A 24,865-nucleotide genomic window follows, 5' to 3' on the forward strand; every position below is an offset into this window, starting at 1 on the left:
CGCGGAGCAATGCCGGAGTGAGGGCACACCGAGCCTAAGCGAGGTGCCGAGTGGTGGGGCAAGAGCCTTTTGGTTACTTTTGGGCTCTTTTCAAAAGTGACCCGCTGTAAGAGCGGAACCCATAGCGGCCCCGACCAAAAAAACGGATATGCCCCCCATCCAAGCCACTCCAATAATTACGAAAGTTCCCCACCGCCATCCCCTTTGTCCCCGCTTCCCATGTCACCCCCGCCCCCCCGAATCCTCTAATTTCCCAACCCTGCGGGAAGCCCCCCGGCCCATCACCGTGCCCGTGCTTTAAACCGGGCCTCCCAGGCACTTACGCGACAGCTGAAAACGGACTTTCTCCTCAACCGTATCCGACTCAAAAAAGCAGGTTACCCCCATGCAGTTCAGCAAATTATTGGCAGCTCTTTCCACCCACCCGATCCGCCTGCAAATGGACGAAGGCGACCTGATCATCCTGGGTGACGACGACGCGCTGGATGACGCCCTATGGGACCAACTGATCGCCCACAAACCCCAACTGCTCGACCTCGTCGCCCAACACGGCGGCGACTGGCTCAGCCCGGCCTACCGCATCACGCCGGACATGCTGCCCCTGGTCAACCTCGACCAACCCACCATCGACCGGATCGTCGCCAGCATCCCCGGCGGCGCGGCGAATGTGCAAGATATCTACCCCCTGGCACCCCTCCAGGAAGGCATGCTCTACCACCACTTGTCAGCCGAACAGGGTGACCCGTATGTGCTCCACGCGCAGTTCGTGTTCGACACCCGCGCCCGTCTGGAAACCTTCGCCCAGGCTCTGCAATGGGTCATCGACCGCCACGACATCCTGCGCACGTCGATGGCCTGGGAACGCCTCGACGAACCCCTGCAAGTGGTCTGGCGCAAAGCCCCGCTGGCCTGCGAAGAAGCCCGCCTCGACGGCGATGTGCTGACCCGACTGCACGCCCGCTACGACGCCCGCACTTACCGCATGGACCTGGGCCAGGCGCCCCTGCTGCGCCTGGTCTTCGCCGAAGACCCACGCAATCAGCGCGTGGTCGCCATGCTGCTGTTCCACCACACCATCCTCGACCACACCGCCCTCGACGTGGTGCGCCACGAGATCCAGCTGCACCTCGCCGGCCAGACCGAACAGGCCGGTGCCCCGGTGCCGTTTCGCAACTACATCGCCCAGGTTCGCCACGGCGTCAGTGAGCAGGCTCACGAAGGGTTCTTCCGCGAGATGCTCGCCGACATCGACGAACCCACCTTGCCGTTCGGCCTGCAGGATGTGCAGGGCGATGGCCATGGCATTGATGAAGCCCGCCTCGCCGTCGACACTGACCTGAGCCGTCGCCTGCGGGCTCAGGCACGACCGTTGGGCGTCAGCCCGGCCAGTGTGATGCACCTGGCGTTGGCCCAGGTATTGGGCAAGGTCTCCGGCCGCGAAGCCGTGGTGTTTGGCAGTGTGATGCTCGGCCGCATGGGCGCAGGTGAGGGCTCCGATCAGGCCTTGGGTATGTTCATCAACACCTTGCCGCTGCGGGTCGACGTAGGCGCGCAAAGCGTGCGCGACGGGGTACAACTCACCCACAAGCGCCTGACCGAATTGCTCAACCACGAACACGCGTCCCTGGCCCTGGCCCAGCGTTGCAGCGGGGTGGCCGCACCCACGCCGTTGTTCAGTGCGATCCTCAATTACCGCCACAGCGATGCCTCGGACACCCGGGCGGTGATCGATATCGCCGAAGGCATTCAGGTGCTGGGCGCCGAAGAGCGCACCAATTACCCGCTGACGGTCAATGTCGACGACCTGGGCGAAGGCTTTGCCTTGACCGTGATGGTGGACGCTTCCATCGGCGCCGCGCGCATTGCCGACTACCTGCACACGGCCCTGGAAAACCTGGTGCTGGCCCTGGAGCAAACCCCGGATGCACCGGTGCACAGCCTGGGTATCCTGCCCGCCGCCGAACGCCAGCACTTGCTGCATGGCCTCAATGCCAGCGCTCAGCACTACGCCGATTCCGCCCTGATCCACCAGCAGGTTGAAGCCCACGCCGCCCGCCATCCCGACGCCATCGCACTGCGCTTCGAACAACAGCGCCTGACCTACCGCGAGCTGAACGAACGCGCCAACCAGGTTGCCCACTGCTTGCTCGACCATGGCATTCGTCCCGACGACCGCGTGGCGATCTGCGTCGAGCGTGGCCTGGAAATGATCATCGGCCTGCTGGGTATCCTCAAGGCAGGCGCCGGCTATGTGCCGATCGACCCGGCCTACCCACAGGAGCGCATCGCCTACACCCTGCAAGACAGCGCGCCGCTGGCGGTGCTGGTGCAGGACAACACCCGCCACTTGGTGGGTGACGTCACGCCCATCGATCTCAACCGCCTGCCACCCGCGCCCATTGTTAACCCTAACGTGGCGATCAGCCCGTCGAGCCTGGCCTATGTGATCTACACCTCCGGCTCCACCGGCCTGCCCAAGGGGGTGATGATCGAACACCGCAACGTCGCACGGTTGTTCAGTGCCACCGAACACTGGTTCAAGTTCAACGCCAGCGACACCTGGGCGTTGTTCCATTCGTTTGCCTTCGACTTCTCGGTGTGGGAAATCTGGGGCGCGCTGATGCACGGCGGGCAGTTGCTGGTGGTACCGCAACTGGTCAGCCGCTCGCCGGATGAGTGTTACGTGTTGCTGTGCGAAGCCGGGGTGAGCGTCCTCAACCAGACACCGAGTGCGTTCCGCCAGTTGATCGCGGCACAGGGCCGCAGCCAGCAGTTGCACTCCCTGCGCCAGGTGATCTTCGGCGGCGAAGCCCTGGAACCGGGCATTCTCAAACCGTGGTATGCCCGGGTGACCAACGCCGGTACCCGCCTGGTCAACATGTACGGCATCACTGAAACCACCGTGCACGTGACCTACCGTGCGTTGGAGGCGGCGGACGCACAGTTGGTGGGCGTGAGCCCGATTGGCGTGCGCATTCCCGACTTGCAACTGTATGTGCTGGACGTCCGCCGCGCGCCGGTGCCGATGGGCGTGGTGGGGGAGTTGTACGTCGGCGGTGCCGGTGTGGCGCGGGGGTATCTCAACCGCGACGAGCTGACCGCCGAGCGCTTTCTGGTGGACCCGACGACCGGCCAGCGCCTGTACAAGACCGGTGACCTCGGTCGCCTGCTGGCCGACGGCAGTGTCGAGTACCTGGGGCGCAACGATGACCAGGTGAAGATCCGTGGTTTCCGTATCGAACTGGGGGAAATCGAAGCGCGCCTGGCCACCTGTGACGGCGTGCGCGAAGCCGTGGTAATTGCCCACGAAGACGAGCCGGGCGACCAGCGCCTGGTGGCGTACGTGATCGCGCAACAGGGCCGCGCGGCCACGGCCGCCGAACTGCGTGACCATTTGCTGCTGTCCCTGGCCGAGTACATGGTGCCCAGCGCCTTCGTGCTGCTGGACACGTTCCCGCTCACCACCAACGGCAAGCTCGACCGCAAGGCCTTGCCGGCACCCGATGCCGACGCCCTGGCCCGTCGTGGTTATGAAAAGCCACAGGGCGCGGTGGAAACGGCGATCGCGAGCCTCTGGCAAGACCTGCTGAAGGTCGACCGGGTCGGGCGCCAGGACAACTTTTTCGAGCTGGGCGGCCATTCGTTGCTGGCCGTCAAGCTGATCGAGCGCATGCGCCAGCTGGAGCTGAGCGCCGATGTGCGGGTGCTGTTCGGCCAGCCGACGCTGGCGGCACTGGCCGCTGCGGTAGGCGGGCAGCATGAAGTGCAGGTGCCGGCCAACCGGATCAGTGAAACGACCCAACGCATCACCCCGGACATGCTGCCGCTGGTGGACCTGGACCAGCCGGCCATCGATCATATCGTCGCCAGTGTCCCGGGCGGTATCGGCAATGTGCAGGACATCTACGGCCTGGCCCCGTTGCAGGCCGGTATTCTGTATCACCACCTGGCGACTACCGAAGGCGACCCCTACGTGTTGCAGGTGCAGTTCAGCTTCAGCGGCCAACAGCCGGTGGAGGCGTTTATCCGGGCGCTGCAAAGCGTGATCGAACGCAATGACATCCTGCGTACCGGCATTGTCTGGGAAGGCCTGGATGAGCCGGTGCAGGTGGTGTTGCGCCAGGCGCTGCTGGTGGTGGAGCAGATTGAGGTCGACCCTTCCAGCGACGTGCTCGCGCAACTGCAACAACGCTTCGACCCACGCCACTACCGCCTCGACCTGTCCCGCGCCTCGCTGATGCGCTTTGCCTACGCCGAGGATCAGGGCCGGCATGTCGGCATCCTGCTGCTGCATCACATCCTGCTGGACCACACCGCGCTGCAGGTGCTGGTGGAAGAAATGAGCGCCAGCCTCGCAGGGCACACCGCGCAGCTGCCGGACGCCGTGCAGTACCGCAACTACGTGGCCCAGGCGCGCCTCGGGGTGAGCGCCGCGCAGCATGAAGCGTTCTTCAGCGAGATGCTCGGGGATATCGACGAGCCAACCCTCGCCTTCGGCTTGCACGACGTGAATCGCGACGGCAGTGGTGTGCGCGAAGCGCACGTGCCGTTGGACCCTGCCCTCAGCCTGGGCCTGCGGGAGCAGGCCCGTCAGTTGGGGGTGAGTGCCGCCAGCCTGGTGCACCTGGCATGGGCGCAAGTGCTCGGCCAGGTGTCGGGCCAGGACGATGTGGTCTTCGGCACCGTGCTGCTGGGCCGCCTGCAAGGCGGCGAGGGCGCCGACCGGGCGTTGGGGATGTTCATCAACACCTTGCCGCTGCGGGTCAGCGTTGGCGCCGTCGGTGTGCAGGCCGGCGTACGGGCCACCCACGGGCGGCTGGCGCAGTTGCTGGGGCACGAACATGCGTCCCTGTCCCTGGCCCAGCGTTGCAGTGGCGTGTCCGGTGCGTTGCCGCTGTTCAGCACCTTGCTCAACTACCGTCACAGCGCCCCGGGTGAAGCGCCGGGCGCCCGCCCGTTCGCCGAGGCCGGGATCGAAATCCTCAGCTCCGAGGAGCGCAGCAACTACCCGCTGGTGCTCAACGTCGACGACCTGGGTGTGGGCTTTGCCTTGACCGTACAAGGCGTGGCCGAAGTGGATGTGCAGCGCGTCGGCGACTACATGCTCAGCGCCTTGCGCAACCTGGTGACGGCGCTGCAACAGGCGCCGACCACACCGCTGTATCACGTGTCGATCCTGCCCGCTGCCGAGCGGCATCAGGTGCTGGTGGGCTTCAACGCCACCGCCCGCGATTACCCGGCCGGGAATACCGTTCACGGGCTGTTCGAAGCGCGGGTGCTGGCCAGCCCGGAAGCCGTGGCGGCGGCGCATGGCGATGCCTCGTTGAGTTACCGCGAACTCAACCTGCGGGCCAATCGCCTGGCCCATTATTTGATCGATCAAGGGGTAAAACCCGGCGACAGCGTGGTCATCGCGTTGCCACGCTCCATTGATTTGCTGGTCAGCCAGTTGGCGATCCTCAAGTGTGCGGCGGTCTACGTGCCGCTGGACGTCAACGCACCTGATGAGCGCCAGGCTTTCATGGTGCAGGACAGCCACGCCAAACAGGTGCTGAATGACCTCGCCGCGCTGAGCCTCCACACGCAGCCGACCCACAACCCGAACCTTGCCCAGTCTGCCGAAAGCGTGGCGTACATCATGTACACCTCCGGCTCCACGGGTGCGCCCAAGGGCGTGCAGGTGCCGCACCGTGCGGTCACCCGGCTGGTGATCAACAACGGCTATGCCGATTTCAACCACCGTGACCGGGTGGCCTTTGCGTCAAACCCGGCGTTCGACGCCAGCACCCTCGACGTGTGGGCGCCGCTGCTCAATGGCGGCTGCGTGGTGGTGGTCGAGCACGCCACGCTGCTGTCCCAGGCCGCGTTCGCCGCGTTGTTGCAGGAGCAATCCGTCAGCGTGCTGTGGATGACCGCCGGGCTGTTCCATCAGTACGCCGACGGCTTGATGCCGATGTTCCGCCAACTGCGCTACCTGATCGTCGGCGGCGACGTGCTCGACCCGCAGGTGATCGGCCGGGTGCTGGAGCACGGTGCGCCGCAGCATTTGCTGAATGGCTACGGCCCGACGGAAGCCACCACGTTCTCCACCACCTTCGAGATCACGTCGGTGGGCGAGGGTGGCATTCCCATTGGCCGCCCCATCGGCAACAGCCGCACCTACGTACTGGACACGCGACAGCAGCCGGTGCCGCTGGGCGTGGTCGGCGAGTTGTACATCGGTGGCGCGGGCGTGGCCAAGGGTTACCTGAACCAGCCGCAACTGACCGCCGAGAAATTTATCGTCGACCCGTTCGGCGATGGCCTGCTGTACCGCACCGGCGACCTGGCCAGTTGGCAGGCGGACGGCACCTTGCTGTACCAGGGCCGCAATGACCATCAACTGAAAATCCGCGGTTTCCGTATCGAGCCCGGTGAAATCGAAAGCAGCCTGGCCAGCTTTCCCGGGGTTAAAGACACGGTGGTGCTGGCCCGCGAAGACGCGCCCGGCGACAAGCGCCTGGTGGCGTATTACACCGCGCAGTCGCCGTTGAGCATTGAAGCGTTGCGCACGCACCTGCAAAGCCGGCTGCCGGACTACATGGTGCCGTCGGCCTACGTCTGGCTGGAACTGTTGCCACTGACGGCGAATGGCAAGCTGGACCGCAAAGGCTTGCCGGTGCCGGATCAGGCGTCGCTGCTCAGTCGGGGTTTCGAAGCCCCCGAGGGCGAAGTGGAAACCCTGTTGGCGCAGATCTGGCAGGACGTATTGAAGGTTGAGCGGGTCGGGCGTTTTGATCACTTCTTTGAACTCGGCGGCCATTCCCTGCTGGCGGTGAGCCTGATCGAGCGCATGCGCCAGGCCGGCCTGAGCGCGGATGTACGGGTGTTGTTCAACCAGCCAAGCCTGGCGGCCCTGGCCGCGGCGGTGGGCAGTGGACGGGAAATTGTGGTGCCGGCCAATGGGATTGCGCCGGACTGCCAGCGCATCACGCCGTCGATGCTGACCCTGGTCACGCTCGACCAGCAGGCCATCGACCGCATTGTGGCCACGGTGCCCGGCGGCGCGGCCAATGTGCAGGACATCTACCCGCTGGCACCGTTGCAGGAAGGCATTCTTTACCACCACATCAGCGCCGAACAGGGCGACCCTTATTTGCTGCAATCGCGCATGGCGTTTGACAGCGTCGAGCGGTTGCAGGCCTTTATGGGCGCGCTGCAAAAGGTCGTGGCGCGCCACGATATCCTGCGCACCGCCGTGGTCTGGGAAGGCCTGGACAGCCCGGTGCAAGTGGTCTGGCGGCAGGCCGAGCGGATGGTGCAGGACGTTGCGCTGGACCCGGCCGACGGCGACGTGCTCGAGCAACTCCACGCGCGCTTCGATGCCCGCCACTATCGCCTGGACCTCACCCAGGCGCCGCTGCTGCGCATGGTGTATGCACAGGACCCGGCCAATCAACGCGTCGCGGCGATCCTGCTGTTCCATCACCTGGCGCTGGACCACACCGCCATGGAAGTGGTTGGCCAGGAAATGCGTGCGTTCCTGTTCAATCAGGCCGATGGGTTGCCGGTGGCGGCACCGTTCCGTACCTACGTGGCTCAGGCTCGCCTGGGCGTCAGCGCTCAGGAGCACGAACACTTCTTCCGTGACATGCTCGCCGACATCGACGAGCCCACGCTGCCCTTTGGCGTGCAGGATGTGCAGGGCGATGGCCGGGATATCGAAGAGGCCGAGTTGCCCGTCGACGCCGTGTTGGCGCTGCGGATTCGCGAGCAAGCCCGGCAACTGGGGGTCAGCGCGGCGAGCGTGATGCACCTGGCATGGGCGCAAGTGCTGGGGCTGGTGTCGGGCCGTCAGGACGTGGTGTTTGGCACCGTGTTGATGGGCCGCATGCAAGCCGGCGAGGGGGCCGACCGGGCGCTGGGCATGTTCATCAACACCTTGCCGTTGCGGGTGGAGGTGGGCGCCAGCGCGGTCCGTGGCGGGGTCAAGGCGACCCATGCCCGGCTCAGCGCACTGCTGGGCCATGAACACGCGTCCCTGGCGCTGGCCCAGCGTTGCAGCGGTGTGCCGGCCTCGCTGCCGTTGTTCAGCGCCCTGCTCAACTACCGCCACAGCACCCCCGGCGAAATGGCCCGCGACGGCCAGGGCATCTGGGAAGGCGTGCAGTTGCTTGGCGGTGAAGAGCGCAGTAACTACCCGCTGACCCTGAGCGTGGACGACCTGGGCGCGGGCTTCGGTTTGACGGTGCTGGCCCTGGAGTCCATCGGTGCGCAGCGCTTGTGCGATTACATGCACAGCGCACTGGAGCAACTGGTGGATGCCCTTGAGCAAACACCGGAAATGCCGCTGAATCAGTTGCCGATCCTGCCCGCCTCAGAGCGCGAAATGCTGCTGCACAGCTTCAACGCCACCGTCCGTGACTACCCGCAAGGGCTGACCCTGCACGGTGCCTTCGAAGCCCAGGCCGAGCGCCTGCCGCACGGGGTGGCGGTGATTCAGGACGGCCTGCCGCTGACCTATCAGGCCCTCAACCAGCGTGCCAATCAACTGGCCCATCACCTGCTGGGATTGGGTGTGCAGCCCGACGACCGCGTGGCGATCTGCTGCCGACGTGGCCCGCAGATGCTGGTGGGCTTGCTGGCGATCCTCAAGGCGGGCGCGGCCTACGTGCCGGTGGACCCGGCCTATCCGGCCGAACGCATCGCCTACCTGCTGCAGGACAGCGCCCCGGTCGCAGTGCTGGCCGAAGACAGCACCCGTGGCGTGCTCGGTGATGTCGCCATCGTCGACCTGCACGGTACGTACGCCAACACGACCAATCCCCATGTCGTAGGCCTGACCCCGACGAACCTCGCCTACGTGATCTACACCTCCGGCTCCACGGGCCAGCCCAAAGGGGTGATGGTGGAACACCGCACCGTGGAAAACCTGGTGCAGTGGCACTGCGAGGCCTTTGACCTGCGCGCCAACAGCCACACCAGCAGCGTGGCCGGGTTCGGTTTTGACGCGATGGCCTGGGAAGTCTGGCCGGCGTTGTGCGTGGGGGCGACCTTGCACCTGCCACCCGCCGATGTGGGCAATGAAAACATCGACGAACTGCTGGCCTGGTGGCTGGCCCAGCCGCTGGACGTGAGCTTCCTGCCCACGCCGGTGGCCGAGTACGCCTTCAGCCAGCACCTTGAACACCCCAGCCTGGGCACCCTGTTGATCGGCGGTGATCGCCTGCGCCAGTTCACCTCCGAGCGACGTTTTGTGGTGATCAATAATTACGGCCCCACCGAAGCCACGGTGGTCGCCACCTCGGGCCGGGTGCACGCCGGCCAGGCGCTGCATATTGGCAAGCCGATGGCCAATGCCACGGTGTACCTGCTCGATGCGCAACAGCGCCCGGTGCCGGTGGGCGTGGCCGGCGAGCTGTATGTGGGCGGCAGCGGCGTGGCGCGGGGGTATTTGAACCGCCCGCAGATGACCGCCGAACGCTTCCTCGACGACCCGTTCAACCCGGGCCGCATGTACCGCACCGGCGACCTCGCACGCTGGCTGCCGGACGGGAATATCGAGTACCTGGGCCGCAACGACGACCAGGTGAAAATCCGTGGCGTGCGCATCGAACTGGGAGAAATCGAAACCCGCCTGGCCGCCATAGAGGGCGTGAAAGAGGCCGTGGCGCTGGTGCGCGACGACCGGTTGGTGGCGTGGTTCACCGAACACACCCCGCTGGACATCGAAGCCCTGCGGGCCGAACTGCACAGCCAGTTGCCCGACGCCATGGTGCCGGTGGCCTACGTGAAACTCGACAGCTGGCCGCTGACCGCCAACGGCAAGCTGGACCGCAAGGCCCTACCGGCGCCGGATCAGGCCGCCATGCTCAGCCGTGAGTACGAAGCGCCACAAGGCGAGGTCGAAACCACCCTGGCGCGGATCTGGGCCGAGGTGTTGCAGGTGGAGCAAGTGGGCCGCCATGACCACTTCTTTGAACTGGGGGGGCATTCGTTGCTGGCGGTGAGTTTGATCGAGCGCATGCGTCAGGTCGGGCTGAGCGCCGATGTGCGGGTGCTGTTCAGCCAGCCGACACTGGCCGCACTGGCGGCAGCGGTGGGCAGTGGCCGGGAAGTGCGGGTGCCGGTCAATCGTATCGCGGCCGATTGCCAACGCATCACGCCCTCGATGCTGTCGCTGGTGGAGCTGGATCAGCCGACGATCGACCGGATCGTCGCCAGTGTGCCGGGTGGCGCGGCCAATGTGCAGGACATCTACCCGCTGGCGCCGTTGCAGGAGGGGATTTTCTATCACCATATCAGTGCGCAGCAGGGCGATCCGTACCTGCTGCAATCGCACCTGGCGTTTGACAGTCTCGAGCGTTTGCAGGGGTTTGCCCGGGCGTTGCAGACGGTGATCAACCGCCACGATATCTTGCGTACCGGCGTGGTCTGGGAAGGTTTGCAACAGCCGCTGCAAGTGGTGTGGCGTGAGGCCAGGCTGTCGGTGCAGGCGGTACAGGTGGGCGCCGGTGATGTGCTCGCGCAATTGCATAGCCAGTTTGATCCTCGCCACTCCCGTGTGCCGATGTCCGAGGCGCCGCTGGTTCGCCTGGTGTACGCCGAAGATCCGCTGTTGCAGCGGGTGGTGGCTATCTTGCTGTTCCACCACATTGCCCTCGACCACACGGCGCTGGACGGCGTGCGCCACGAGATGCAAGCCAGCCTGCTGGGCCTGCCCGGCATCACGGATGAAGCGACGCCGTACCGCAATTACGTGGCCCAGGCGCGCCTGGGGGTGAGTGAGCAGGAGCACGAAGGGTTCTTCCGCGAGATGCTGGGCGACATCCACGAGCCGACGCTGCCCTTCGGCCTTCAGGATGTGCAGGGCGATGGCAGTGCCATCGAGGAAGCCCGTGAAGGATTATCCCCCGATTTGACCCGGCGCCTGCGGGCCCAGGCGCGGTTACTGGGCGTCAGCGCTGCCAGTGTGTTCCACCTGGCCTGGGCGCAAGTGTTGGCCTGCACGTCGAGCCAGGCCAGCGTGGTGTTTGGCACGGTGCTGCTGGGCCGCATGCAGGGCGGCAAGGGCAGTGACCGGGCCCTGGGGATGTTCATCAATACTTTGCCATTGCGGGTGGACGTCGGCGGTATCGGCGCGCGTGCGGCGGTAAAAGCCACCCATGCCCGACTGACCACGTTGTTGGGCCACGAGCATGCGTCCCTGGCACTGGCCCAGCGGTGCAGCGGTGTGGCGGCGCCATTGCCGTTGTTCAGCGCCATGCTCAACTATCGCCATAGCGACAGCCAGCAAGCCCCGGTGTCCCCGGCCTGGGAGGGCATCGAAACCCTGGCCAGCGAGGAGCGCACCAACTACCCGCTGACGTTGAACGTGGATGATCAGGGCGACGGTTTCCGGCTGACCGCGATGACCCCGGCGCTGATTGGCGCGCAGCGTATCTGCGGTTACATGCAGGCGGCGTTGCAGGGCTTGGTCGAGGCGCTGGAGCACGCCCCGCAATTGCCACTGGATCAGTTGTCGATCCTGGGCCCGCAGGAGCGCGAGCAACTGCTGTGCGGGTTTAATGCGACCTCAGTCGACTACAACCTCGATCAGACCCTTCACGGCCTGTTCGAAGCCCAGGTGCAGCGCACGCCCGAGGCGCTGGCGGTGAAGGCGGGTGACCAGTGCCTGAGCTATCGCGAGCTGAACGCGCGGGCCAATCAGTTGGCCCATCATCTGCGTGAGCTTGGCGTACAGCCGGATTCGCGGGTGGCGATTTGCGCCGAGCGTGGCCTGGACATGGTCATTGGCTTGTTCGCGATCCTCAAGGCGGGCGGCGGTTATGTGCCGCTGGACCCGGCGTACCCGCTGGAGCGGATCGCCTACATGCTCAAGGACAGCGCGCCGGCGGCGGTGCTGGTGCAGGGTGCAACCCGTTCGCTGCTGGGTGACGTGACGGTGCCCGTGGTGGACCTGGACCGCAACACCTGGCAGCACCAGCCGGCCTCCAACCCACAGGTTCCCGAGTTGACCGCGCAGCATCAGGCCTACGTGATCTACACCTCCGGCTCCACTGGCCAACCCAAGGGCGTGATCAACGAACACGCGGGGGTGGTCAACCGCCTGCTGTGGATGCAGGACGCCTACGGCCTGACCGCCAACGACGCGGTCTTGCAGAAAACCCCGTTCAGTTTTGACGTGTCGGTGTGGGAGTTCTTCTGGCCCTTGTTCACCGGTGCGCGGCTGGTGATGGCGCGCCCCGGCGGGCACAAAGACCCGGCCTATCTGTGCGAAGTCATCGAAGCCGAACAGATCACCACCTTGCACTTCGTGCCGTCGATGCTCGATGTGTTCCTGGCCCACGGTGATGTCAGCCAGAGTGCCGGGCTGCTGCGGGTGATGTGCAGCGGTGAAGCGTTGCCGGGCAGTTTGGTGCGCCGCTTCAAGCAGCAGTTGCCAGGCATCGGTTTGTACAACTTGTATGGCCCGACCGAAGCGGCGGTGGACGTGACGGCGTGGAACTGCGCCAGGCCCCTGGTGCCGGACAACACTCCGATCGGCAAACCGATCGCCAATACCCGTATGTACCTGCTGGACGCCCGGTTGCAGCCGGTGCCCTTGGGTGTGGTGGGCGAGTTGTTCATTGGTGGCGTTCAAGTCGCTCGCGGCTACCTGCACCGTCCTGAACTCACGGCTGAACGCTTCCTCAACGACCCGTTCAGCCCAGGCCGGATGTACCGCACCGGCGACGTCGGGCGCTACCTGCCCGACGGCAATATCGAGTACCTGGGCCGCAACGATGACCAGGTAAAAATCCGTGGCCTGCGTATCGAACTGGGGGAAATCCAGGCGCGCCTGATCGAATACCCGCAGGTCAACGAAGCGGCGGTATTGGCCCGGGACGAGCGGCTGGTGGCGTACTACACCGGCGTGCAAGCCGATATCGAACACCTGCGGGCCCATCTGCTGGCGCGCTTGCCGGACTACATGGTGCCGGCGGTGTTCGTGCACCTGGCGGCGCTGCCCCTGAGCCCCAACGGCAAGCTCGACCGCAAGGCCCTGCCGGCACCGGGTGCCGAGTCACTGATCGTGCGCGAGTACGAAGCCCCGGTGGGCGACACCGAAATCACCCTGGCGCGCCTGTGGGCCGAGTTGCTGAAGGTGGAGCGGGTAGGGCGCTTTGATAACTTTTTTGAACTGGGCGGGCACTCGTTGCTGGCGGTCAGTTTGATCGGACGCTTGCGTCAGGAAGGCATGGAAGCCGATGTGCGGGGGTTGTTCGAACAGCCAACCCTGGCCGGCTACGCCGCAATTACCGAACGAATGGAGATCGTCCTGTGAGCATCATCGAACTGTTGGCGGCACTCAAGACCAAGGACGTGCAATTGGCGCTCAAGGGCGACCAGCTGTCGGTGCAGGGCAACAAACAGGCCCTGAGCGACCCGGCCCTGGTGGCCTCGCTGCGGGAACACAAACCGACACTGATCGAGCTGATCCAGTCCGGGCAGTACTCGGCCACCAAGGCCGGTGAAGTGGAGGTGCCGGCCAATGGCATCCCGGCGGGCGCGCAGCGGATTACCCCCGCGATGCTGACGCTGTCGAGCCTGAGCCAGGCCTCGATTGACCGCATCATCGAGACCGTCGACGGTGGTGTGGCCAACGTGCAGGACATCTACCCGCTGGCGCCGCTGCAGGAAGGCATTCTTTATCACCATGTGAGTGCCGAACACGGCGACCCCTACGTCATGCAGTCGCAGTTCGCCTTCGACAGCCTGGAGCGGTTCGAGGGGTTTGCCCGGGCGTTGCAGGGCGTGATGGACCGCCACGATATCCTGCGCACAGCGGTGATCTGGGAAGGTCTGGAAGAACCCTCGCAAGTGGTATGGCGCACGGCCCGGTTGCCCGTGCAGGTGATTGAGCTGAACCCTGCCGACGGTGATATCGCGGCCCAGTTGCATGCCTTGTTTGATGGCCGGCATTACCGCCTGGACGTCACCCGCGCACCGCTGGTGCGGCTGGTCGGCGCATGGGATGGCGCCCGCCAGCGCATGGTCGCCTTGCTGTTGTTCCACCACATGGCCCTGGACCACAGCGCCCTGGACGTGGTGCGCCACGAAATGCAGGCGTACTTGCAGGGCCGTGAGGATCAGTTGGGGCACGCGGTGCCGTTTCGCAACTACGTGGCCCAGGCGCGCCTGGGGATCACGGAGCAGCAACACGAAGCGTTCTTTCGCGAGATGCTGGGGGACATCACTGAGCCAACCTTGCCGTTTGGCTTGCAGGATGTGCAGGGTGACGGTGGGGATATCGCCGAAATCGACTGGGCGTTGCCGGCGGCCCTCAACCAGCGCCTGCGGGCCCAGGCGCGGCAGTTGGGGGTGAGTGCCGCCAGCCTGTTCCATGTGGGCTGGGCGCAGGTGTTGAGCGCCTTGGCCGGCAAGGCCCAGGTGGTGTTCGGCACCGTATTGATGGGCCGTATGCAGGGCGGTCATGCCACGGACCGGGCCCTGGGGATTTTTATCAATACCTTGCCGTTTCGGGTGGACGTGGGCGCCGGGGACGTGCGTGCCGGGGTCAAGGCTACCCATGCCCGGCTCACCACCTTGCTGCGTCATGAGCATGCTGCCCTGGCCCTGGCCCAGCGCTGCAGTGGCGTGGCCGCGCCGACGCCGCTGTTCAGTGCGTTGCTCAACTACCGCCACAGCGGTTCGGGCGCGAGTACCGAGGCGGTGTCAGCCTGGCAGGGCATCGAAATCTTGAGCTCCGAGGAGCGCACCAACTACCCGCTGACCCTGAGTGTCGATGATGTGGGCGACGGGTTTACCCTGCGCTTGCTCGCGTGTACCCAGGTCGATCCCCATCCCGTATGCGGCTACCTGCAAACCGCCCTGGAAAACCTCGTGCAGGCCCTGGAGCATGCGCCCGGGACCGCGCTGAACCAGGTGTCGATTCTTTCTGCAGCACAGCAGCGCCACCTGCTGGAGCAGCTCAATGCGACAGCCGCCGACTTCCCCCAGGGCACCACCTTGCACGGGCGTATCGAAGCGCAAACCCTGCTGACCCCGGACGCAGTGGCGGCGGTGTATGAAGGCCGCCAGCTGACCTACGCCGAATTGAATCAACAAGCCAACCTGCTGGCCCATCATCTGCTGGCGCTGGGGGTGAAACCCGACGACCGCGTGGCCATCGTGGCCCGGCGCGGGCTGGATACCCTGGCCGGGTTGCTGGCGATCCTCAAATCCGGCGCCTGCTATGTGCCGGTGGATCCGTCCCATCCCGCCGAACGCCTGAGCTACCTGCTCAGCGACAGCGCCCCGGTGGCGGTGCTGACCCAACACGCATTGCTGGAGCGTCTGCCCGCCCTCGACGTGCCGGTGATCAACCTGGACCGCTTCACCTGGCATCACCATTCGGCGAGCAACCCGCAGGTCGCCGTCAGCCCGTCGAACCTGGCTTACGTCATCTACACCTCCGGCTCCACCGGCCTGCCCAAGGGCGTGATGGTGGAACACCACACCGTGGCCAACCTGGTGGACTGGCATTGCACCACGTTTGACCTGTGTGCAGGCCGGCATACCGCCAGCGTCGCCGGGTTCGGCTTTGACGCGATGGCCTGGGAAGTCTGGCCGGCCCTGTGCGTGGGCGCGACCCTGCACCTGCCGCCGGCCCACGACGGTGCTGAAGACATCGACGCGCTGCTGGACTGGTGGCGCGCCCAGCCGCTGGACGTGTGCTTCCTGCCCACGCCGGTGGCCGAATATGCCTTCAGCCAACACATTGAACACCCGACCCTGCGCACCTTGCTGATTGGCGGCGACCGCCTGCGCCAGTTCACCCGGGCCCAGCGTTTCGAGGTGATCAACAACTACGGCCCCACCGAAGCCACCGTGGTCGCCACCTCCGGCCGGATCGAGGCCGGGCAGCCGTTGCACATTGGCAAACCCATGGCCAATGCCGCGGTGTACCTGCTGGACGAACAGCAGCGCCCGGTGCCGCTCGGGGTGGCGGGTGAGCTGTATGTGGGCGGCAAGGGCGTGGCCCGGGGGTATCTCAATCGCTCCGAGATGACCGCCGAACGCTTCCTGGATGACCCGTTCAACCCGGGCCGTATGTACCGCACCGGCGACCTGGCGCGCTGGCTGCCGGACGGGAATATCGAGTACCTGGGCCGCAACGACGACCAGGTGAAAATCCGTGGGGTGCGTATCGAACTGGGGGAAATTGAAACCCGTCTCAACCAGTTGCCCGGCCTTCAGGAAGTGGTGGTGCTGGCCCGTGAAGACCAACCCGGCCAGCCACGGCTGGTGGCGTACTTCACCGAAAACCCGCAGTTCGATGCCCTCGACGTGGGCGAGATTCGTGCCCATCTGGTGGCGCACTTGCCGGACTACATGATCCCGGTGGCCTATGTAAAACTCGACACGCTGCCCCTGACTGCCAACGGCAAACTGGACCGCAAGGCCTTGCCCAAGCCGGACCTGGCCGCCGTCTTTACCCGTGAGTACGAGGCGCCCCACGGCGACATCGAAACCGTCCTCGCACAGATCTGGGCCGAGGTGCTGCAGGTGGCGCGCGTCGGGCGCCAGGATCATTTCTTCGAACTGGGCGGCCATTCGCTGCTGGCGATGCGCATGGTGTCCCAGGTGCGTCAGCGGCTGGGCGTCGACCTGGCGCTGGGCGAGTTGTTCGCCAATGCCGAACTGGCGGCGGTGGCGCAGGTGGTGGCCCAGTCCGGGCGCAGCACCTTGCCGGATATCCTGCCGGCACCGCGGGATACGGCACTGCCGTTGTCGTTTGCCCAACAACGCCTGTGGTTCCTGGCGTTGATGGAAGGCGCCAACACCGCCTACAACATCCCCATCGGCCTGCGCCTGCGCGGGCAGTTGCACGTCGAGGCCCTGCAACGGGCTCTGGCGCGGATCGTTGCGCGGCATGAGACCTTGCGCAGCCGTTTCGCCCAGCAAGATGACGACGCCCACGTCGTGATCGTGCCTCCTGAAGAAATGATGCCCCTGCAAGTGCAGGACCTGCGTCGTCACCCCCAAGCCCAGCAGGTGCTGGAAGCGTTGATCCAGGGCGAAGCCTCGGCACCGTTCGATCTGCAACGTGGCCCGCTGCTGCGCGGGCGCCTGGTGATCATGGCTGACGATCACCATGTGTTGCTGTTGACCATCCACCATATCGTGTCCGATGGCTGGTCCATGGGTGTATTGACCCGCGAACTGATGGCGCTGTACCAGGCCTTCAGCCGTGGAGAGGCTGACCCATTGCCGCCGTTGCCGATCCAGTACAGCGACTTCGCCGTCTGGCAGCGCCTGTGGTTGAGCGGCGAAGTGCTGCACCGTCAAAGCCACTACTGGCAGCAAACCCTGGCCGGCGCGCCCGCCTTGCTGATGCTGCCCACCGACCGTCCACGTCCGGCCCAGCAGGACTACGCCGGCAGCGGCGTCGGCGTGCGCCTGGATGAACGCCTGACCGCCGGGCTCAAGGCCCTGAGCCAACGCCACGGCACCACGCTGTACGTTGTGATGATGACCGCGTGGGCCGCGTTGCTGACGCGGCTGGCCGGGCAGCCGGAGGTGGTGATCGGTTCGCCCGTCGCCAACCGCCAGCGGGCCGAGGTGGAAGGCTTGATCGGGTTGTTCGTCAACACCCTGGCGGTGCGCATCGATACCTCGGGTGAACTGAGTGCCGAGGCGCTGCTGGCACGGGTCAAGGGGCTGACCCTGGCCGCCCAGGCCCATCAGGATCTGCCGTTTGAACAGGTGGTGGAAATCACCCGGCCGTTGCGCAGCCTGGCCCATAGCCCGCTGTTCCAGACGATGTTGACCTGGCAGGACAGTGACGCGCCGGTGCTGGCCCTGGGGGACCTGAGCCTGGAAGGAATCGTGGAGGACAGCCACTTTGCCAAGTTCGACCTGTCCCTGAACCTCGGCGAGTCCCGGGGCGAAATCCTCGGCACCCTGGAATACGCCATCGCGTTGTTTGATGAGTCGACGATGCAGCGTTATGTCGGCTATTTCACCCGCGTGCTGCAGGCCATGGTCGACAACGACCAGGCGGTGCTGGAACACGCGGATTTGCTGGAGGATCAGGAGCGCGAGCACCTGTTGTTCGACTTCAACGCCACCGCCGTGAATTACAACCTCGACCAGACCCTGCACGGTATGTTCGAAGCCCAGGTGCAGCGTACGCCCGAGGCGCTGGCGGTGAAGGCCGGCGAGCATTGCCTGAGCTATCGCGAGCTGAACGCGCGGGCCAATCAGTTGGCCCATCATCTGCGTGAGCTTGGCGTACAGCCGGATTCGCGGGTGGCGATTTGCGCCGAGCGTGGCCTGGACATGGTCATTGGCCTGTTCGCGATCCTCAAGGCCGGCGGCGGTTATGTGCCGCTGGACCCGGCGTACCCGCTGGAACGTATCGCCTACATGCTCAAGGACAGCTCGCCGTCAGCGGTGCTGGTGCAGGGTGCCACCCGTTCGCTGCTGGGTGAGGTGACGGTGCCGGTGGTGGACCTCGGCCAGAACACCTGGCAGCGCCAGCCGATGTCCAACCCGCAGGTTCCCGGGTTGACCGCGCAGCATCAGGCTTACGTGATCTACACCTCCGGCTCCACCGGCCAACCCAAGGGCGTGATCAACGAGCACGGCGGGGTGGTCAACCGTCTGCTGTGGATGCAGGACGAATACGGCCTCACGGCACAGGACGCGGTGTTGCAGAAAACCCCGTTCAGTTTTGACGTGTCAGTGTGGGAGTTCTTCTGGCCCTTGTTCACTGGTGCGCGGCTGGTGATGGCGCGCCCCGGCGGGCATAAAGACCCGGCCTACCTGTGCGAGGTGATCGAGGCGGAGCAGATCACCACCTTGCACTTCGTGCCGTCGATGCTCGATGTGTTCCTGGCCCATGGCGATGTCAGCCAGAGTGCCGGGCTGGTGCGGGTGATGTGCAGCGGTGAAGCCTTGCCCGGCAGCCTGGTGCGCCGCTTCAAACAGCAGTTGCCGGGCATCGGTTTGTACAACCTCTACGGGCCGACGGAAGCGGCGGTGGACGTGACGGCGTGGGATTGCACCGGGCCGGTTACGCCGGACAACACCCCCATCGGAAAACCGATTGCCAACACCCGCCTGTACCTGCTGGACGGGCAGATGCAGCCGGTACCATTGGGCGTGGTGGGCGAGTTGTTTATCGGCGGTGTGCAAGTGGCGCGGGGTTACCTGCACCGTCCCGAACTCACGGCTGAACGCTTCCTCAAGGACCCGTTCAGCGCAGGCCGGATGTACCGCACCGGTGACGTCGGGCGTTACCTGCCCGACGGCACTCTCGAGTACCTGGGCCGCAACGACGACCAGGTAAAAATCCGTGGCCTGCGCATCGAACTGGGCGAGATCCAGGCGCGACTGCTGCAGTTCCCACAGGTCAACGAAGCGGCAGTAGTGGCCCGGGACTCCCGCCTGGTGGCGTACTACACCGGCGTGCAGGCCGATATCGACGCCCTGCGCAGCCACTTGCTGGAGCACCTGCCGGACTACATGGTGCCGGCGACCTTCATGCACCTGGACGCCTTGCCCCTGAGCCCCAACGGCAAGCTCGACCGCAAGGCCCTGCCGGCGCCGGGCCTGGAATCGGTGATCGCCCGGGAATACGTCGCGCCGCTGGGCGAAACCGAAGTCACCCTGGCGGGGCTGTGGGCGGATCTGCTCAAGGTAGAACGGGTGGGGCGTCACGATAACTTCTTCGAACTGGGTGGCCACTCGCTGCTGGCCGCCAGCCTGATCGGCCGTATGCGCCGGGCCGGGTTGTCGGCGGATGTGAAGGTGTTGTTTGGCCAGCCGACGCTCATGGCATTGGCTGCCGCCGTGGGCGGTGGCCGCGAAGTGGCGGTGCCGGCCAATGGCATTGCCACCGATTGCACGGGAATCACCCCGGACATGCTGACGCTGGTGACCCTGGAGCAACCCGCCATCGACCGCCTGGTGGCCAGCGTTCCCGGTGGCGCGGCCAACGTGCAGGACATCTACCCGCTGGCACCGTTGCAGGCCGGGATCCTGTATCACCACCGCGCGGTGCAGCAGGGTGACGCGTACCTGCTGCAGGCACAGTTCGCCTTTGCCAGCGTCGAGCGCCTTGAAGCGTTTGCCCAGGCGTTACAGGCGGTGATCCAGCGCCAGGACATCCTGCGCTCGTCGATGCATTGGGACGGGCTGGAGGAGCCGCTGCAAGTAGTGTGGCGTCAGGCCTCATTGCAGGTGGAGGCGTTTCAGTTGACGGGCGATGTGCTGGCGCAATTGCAGGCGCGCTTCGCTCAGCATCGCCTGGACCTGGCCCAGGCGCCGCTGATGCGCCTGGTGTACGCCGAAGACCCGGCCAACCAGCGGGTGGTTGCGCTGTTGCTGTTCCATCACCTGGTGATGGACCACGTTGCGCTGGAGGTGCTGCAACACGAGATGCAAGCCTGCCTGCTGGGCCGACACGAGCAGTTGGGCGCGGCGGTGCCGTATCGCAACTATGTGGCGCAGACGCGGTTGGGCCTGCGTGAGGAGGAGCACGAGGCGTTCTTCCGCGAGATGCTCGGGGATATCGATGAGCCGACGCTGGCGTTGAATGCACCGGGTGAAGCGCAGCAGGCACGCCTGAGCGTCGACCCGCTGTTGAACGGGCGCCTGCGCACCCTGGCCCGTCACCTCGGGGTGAGTGCCGCGAGCCTGATGCACCTGGCCTGGGCCCACGTGTTGGGCAAGGTATCCGGCCGGGAGCACGTGGTGTTCGGCACCGTATTATTGGGTCGCCTGCAAGGTGGCGAAGGGGCTGAACGTGCGCTGGGTGTGTTCATCAACACCCTGCCGCTGCGGGTCGACCTGGGGGAACGCACGGTGCACGCAGCGCTGATGGCGACCCACGCCAGCCTGACCCGGTTGCTCAGTCACGAGCACGCGCCACTGGCCCTGGCCCAGCGTTGCAGCGGGCTGCCGGCGAATACGCCGCTGTTCAGCGTGCTGTTCAACTATCGCCACAGTGCGCCCCACGCCGGTGGGATCTCTGAGGCGTGGCAGGGCATGCACGTGCTCAAGGCCGAAGAACGTACCAACTTTGCACTGTCCCTGAGTGTGGATGACCTGGGCGACGGGTTTGCCTTTGACGCCATGGGGCAGGGGGCGCCACGCCTCTGCGGGTACCTGCATGTCGCCCTGGAACAGCTGGTACAGGCCCTGGAACAAAATGCCGGGGGCGCCATCAGCCAACTGTCGATTCTGCCGCCGGCGGAGCGTGAAAAATTGCGGGTGGAGTTCAACGCCACCCAACGTGAATTCCCTCACGAACATACCGTGCAGCGCTTGTTCGAAGCCCAGGCCCAGGCGCGCCCGAACGCCATCGCCGTGGTGCATGGCGAGCACGCCTTGAATTACGGCGCGCTGAACACCCGCGCCAACCAGTTGGCCCATCACTTGCGCACCCTGGGCGTGCAACCCGGCGACCACGTGGCGATCCTGCTGCCGCGTTCGGTCGACTTGCTGATCAGCCAACTGGCGATCCTCAAGTGCGCAGCGGCCTATGTGCCCCTGGACATCAACGCCCCGGCCGAACGCCAGGCCTTTATGGTGCAGGACAGCGGCGCAGTCTGGCTGTTGACCCGCAGTGGCGAGCCGATCAATTACCCGGCCCGGCGCATCGACCTGGACACCCTGGCGCTGGACCCGCAACCGAGCCACAACCCGGACCTCTCGCAGTCTTCGGAGCGGGTGGCGTACATCATGTACACCTCCGGTTCCACCGGTACGCCCAAGGGTGTGCTGGTGCCGCACCGGGGCATCACGCGGCTGGTGATCAACAACGGCTACGCAGATTTCAATGCCCACGACCGCGTGGCGTTCGCCTCCAACCCGGCGTTCGACGCGAGCACCATGGATGTGTGGGGGCCCTTGCTCAACGGCGGCCAGGTGCTGGTGATCGACCCTGCCACCTTGCTCGACCCGGGCGCGTTTGGCCGGGCATTGAAGGCGGGTGGGGCGACGATCCTGTTCGTCACCACGGCGCTGTTCAACCAATACGTGCAGTTGATTCCCGACGCCCTGGCCGGGTTGCGCATCCTCCTGTGCGGCGGCGAGCGCGCGGACCCGGCGGCGTTCCGCAGCCTGCTGGCCCAGGCGCCGGCGGTGCGTCTGGTGCACTGCTACGGCCCGACCGAAACCACCACTTACGCCACCACGCATGAAGTGCAGGCCATTGCGGTTGATGCCGAAAGCGTGCCGATCGGACGACCGATTTCCAACACGCAAATCCATGTACTGGATGCGGACTTGCAGCCGGTGCCACTGGGGGTGGTCGGGGAAATCTGCATCGGCGGGCGCGGCGTGGCCAAGGGGTACCTGAACCGGCCTGAGCTGACGGCCGAAAAATTCGTCGATGACCCGTTTGGCGACGGTTTGCTCTACCGCACCGGCGACCTGGGGCGCTGGTCGCCGGACGGGCTGCTGGAGTGCATCGGGCGCAATGACGACCAGGTGAAGATCCGCGGTTTTCGCATCGAACTGGGCGAGATCGAGGCACGCCTGGCGACCTGTGCCGGGATCAAAGAGGTGGTGGTACTCGCCCGAGAGGATGCACCGGGGGACAAGCGCCTGGTGGCGTACTGCACCGGCGAGCCGCTTGCCATCGACGTGTTGCGCGGCCATCTGCTGCAGCACCTGCCGGAATACATGGTGCCGTCGGCCTATGTGTTGCTGGAAAAACTGCCGCTGAACGCCAACGGCAAGGTCGACCGCAAAGCCCTGCCGGTGCCCGCGATGGAGGCATTGGCAAGCCGCCTGTTCGAGGCCCCGGCCAATGACCTGGAGCAGACCCTGGCGCGACTCTGGGCCGAGGTGTTGAAGCTGGAACAGGTCGGCCGCCATGACAGTTTCTTCGAACTGGGTGGCCATTCACTGCTGGCGATTCGGTTGGTCAACCTGCTGGAAGAAGCGGGGCTTGCCGTGTCCCTGGCGGAGCTGTTCCAGCACGCCAGCGTGGCGTCGGTCGCCTCGATGCTCAGCCAGCGCACGGTGCGGGAAGACGACAGTACGCTGATCACCGTGCGCGCCAGCGGCAGCCAGCCGCCGTTGTTCCTGGTGCATGAGTTCAGCGGCATGGACGTGTACTTCCCGGCGCTGGGCCGGCACCTGCCGGGGGACTACCCGATCTACGGCTTGCCCGGCGCGCCCCTCGGTGACGCGCAGTTGCAGACCATGGAAGGCCTGGCGGCGCGGCTGGTGGGGATCATTCGGTCGGTGCAGCCCCACGGCCCGTATCGGCTGGCGGGCTGGTCGTTCGGCGGGGTGTTGGCCTATGAAGTGGCGATGCAACTGCAGGGGCAGGACGAGCCGGTGGCATTCCTCGGCTTGATCGACAGCTACGTGCCGCGCATGACCGACCAGGGCAAGGCGCGCTGGACCGGGCCGGATGCCCTCAAGCGGCATTTGTTGTTGCAGTGCATGGCGTATTGGAAGGCACAGGGAGGTGTGGATGAGCTGGCGAGCCTTGGGCAACTGGACGCGCAGATTGGACAGCTGGACTTTGCGGGCGTGTTGCAACGCTGCCGCGATCGGCATTTGTTGTACGCGCAGATGGCGGCGGCAACGGACGCGGAGCTGTTGAGTTTTATCGAGCGTGAAGTGGGCCACGGGCATGCCTTGGCGCATTACAGCCTGTTCCCGATGCCACTGGCGGTGCACCTGTTCAGCGCTGCCGAGCGGCCCACGGAATTGTCGCGGCGCAGCCTGGATTTGGGCTGGGATGAGGCGCTGGCCGTGGGCCAATTGCGCCGTATTGAAGTGCCGGGGGATCACCAGAGCATGATGCAGGCGCCCCATATCCAGGCGCTGGGGCAGGCACTGGGTGAGGCCCTGGCATTGAGTGAAGCGCCGGCTGTGGCGGTGCATCAGCCGTTGTTGCGGATCCAGAGTGGCCGCGCCGGGCAGGTGCCGATCTTCTGCGTGCCGGGGGCGGGGGACAGTGTGACGGGGTTTGTGGGGTTGACCGAGGCGTTGGGCCGGGACTGGCCGGTCTTTGGTTTGCAGCCCCGTGGGTTGGATGGGGAGGTGGTGCCTCACAGCCAGGTTGAGGCGGCGGCCTGCTGTTACTTGCAGGCGCTGGAGCTGGAGTGCCCGCAGGGGCCGGTGCATCTGGTGGGGCATTCGTTTGGGGGGTGGGTGGTGTTTGAGATGGCCACGCGGTTGCAGGCCCGGGGGCGTGAGGTGGCGTCGTTGACGCTGATCGATAGTGAGGCGCCTGGGGGGAATGGGGTGGTGGGCAGGCCCTATACCACGACGGCGGCGTTGTTGCGGCTGGTGGAGTCGATGCAGATCGCGTCGGGCAAGTCGCTGGGGATTGATGCGGTGGGTTTTGCCGGGTGCGATGAGGTGGGGCAGCGGCGGTTGTTGCATGCCGGGATGGTGGGGGTCGGGTTGTTGCCGGCGCGGTCTTCGGTGGCGGCGATGGATGGGCCGGCGCGGACTTATGCGTCGGCGTTGCGTACGGTTTATCGGCCTGCCCGGCGGTATGAGGGGGTTGTGCGGTTGGTGTTGGCGGAGGATCCGACCCTGGATGTGGCGGGGAATCAGCGGGAGCAGGGGGGGATGGTTGAGGGGTGGCGCCAGTGCGCCGGGTCGTTGGAGGTTTGGTATGGGCCCGGGAATCATTTTTCGTTGCTCAAGGCGCCGAATGTGTTGAGTTTGGCGGCTTGGTGGCGGGATGGGGTTTTTGCTGGGGAGCGGGTTTTGTGAGGTTTTTTGAGGGGGTACATATCCGTTGCTGCGGTAACGGCCACTTAGGGTTCCGCTCTTACAGCGGGTCACTTTTGGCAAACGCCCTGTACGGACCGGACACATGGTTGACGGGTGTGCGGGGACATGGTGGACACATTATGGC

The 24,865-nt window shown here is 65.6% G+C and carries 2 protein-coding genes; both read left to right on the forward strand.

All coding sequences use genetic code 11. From position 1 onward, the window contains the following. Positions 1 to 385: 385 nt before the first annotated feature. Entirely contained in the window at positions 386 to 13,306 is a 12,921-nt protein-coding gene (locus HX855_RS32040; RefSeq protein WP_177090903.1) for a non-ribosomal peptide synthetase, read from the forward strand. After that, positions 13,303 to 24,720, forward strand: a complete 11,418-nt coding sequence (locus tag HX855_RS32045; protein ID WP_177090901.1) for a non-ribosomal peptide synthetase — start codon at positions 13,303 to 13,305, stop codon at positions 24,718 to 24,720. Before HX855_RS32040 ends, HX855_RS32045 begins: the two co-directional genes overlap by 4 nt. Positions 24,721 to 24,865 lie beyond the last annotated feature (145 nt).

The organism is Pseudomonas sp. IPO3778, from assembly GCF_013386825.1.
GTDB lineage: Bacteria > Pseudomonadota > Gammaproteobacteria > Pseudomonadales > Pseudomonadaceae > Aquipseudomonas.

Bases quoted from the DNA above. Each gene is read 5' to 3' on its own strand.
- HX855_RS32040 (WP_177090903.1), top strand. From the start codon at position 386: ATGCAGTTCAGCAAATTATTGGCAGCTCTTTCCACCCACCCGATCCGC.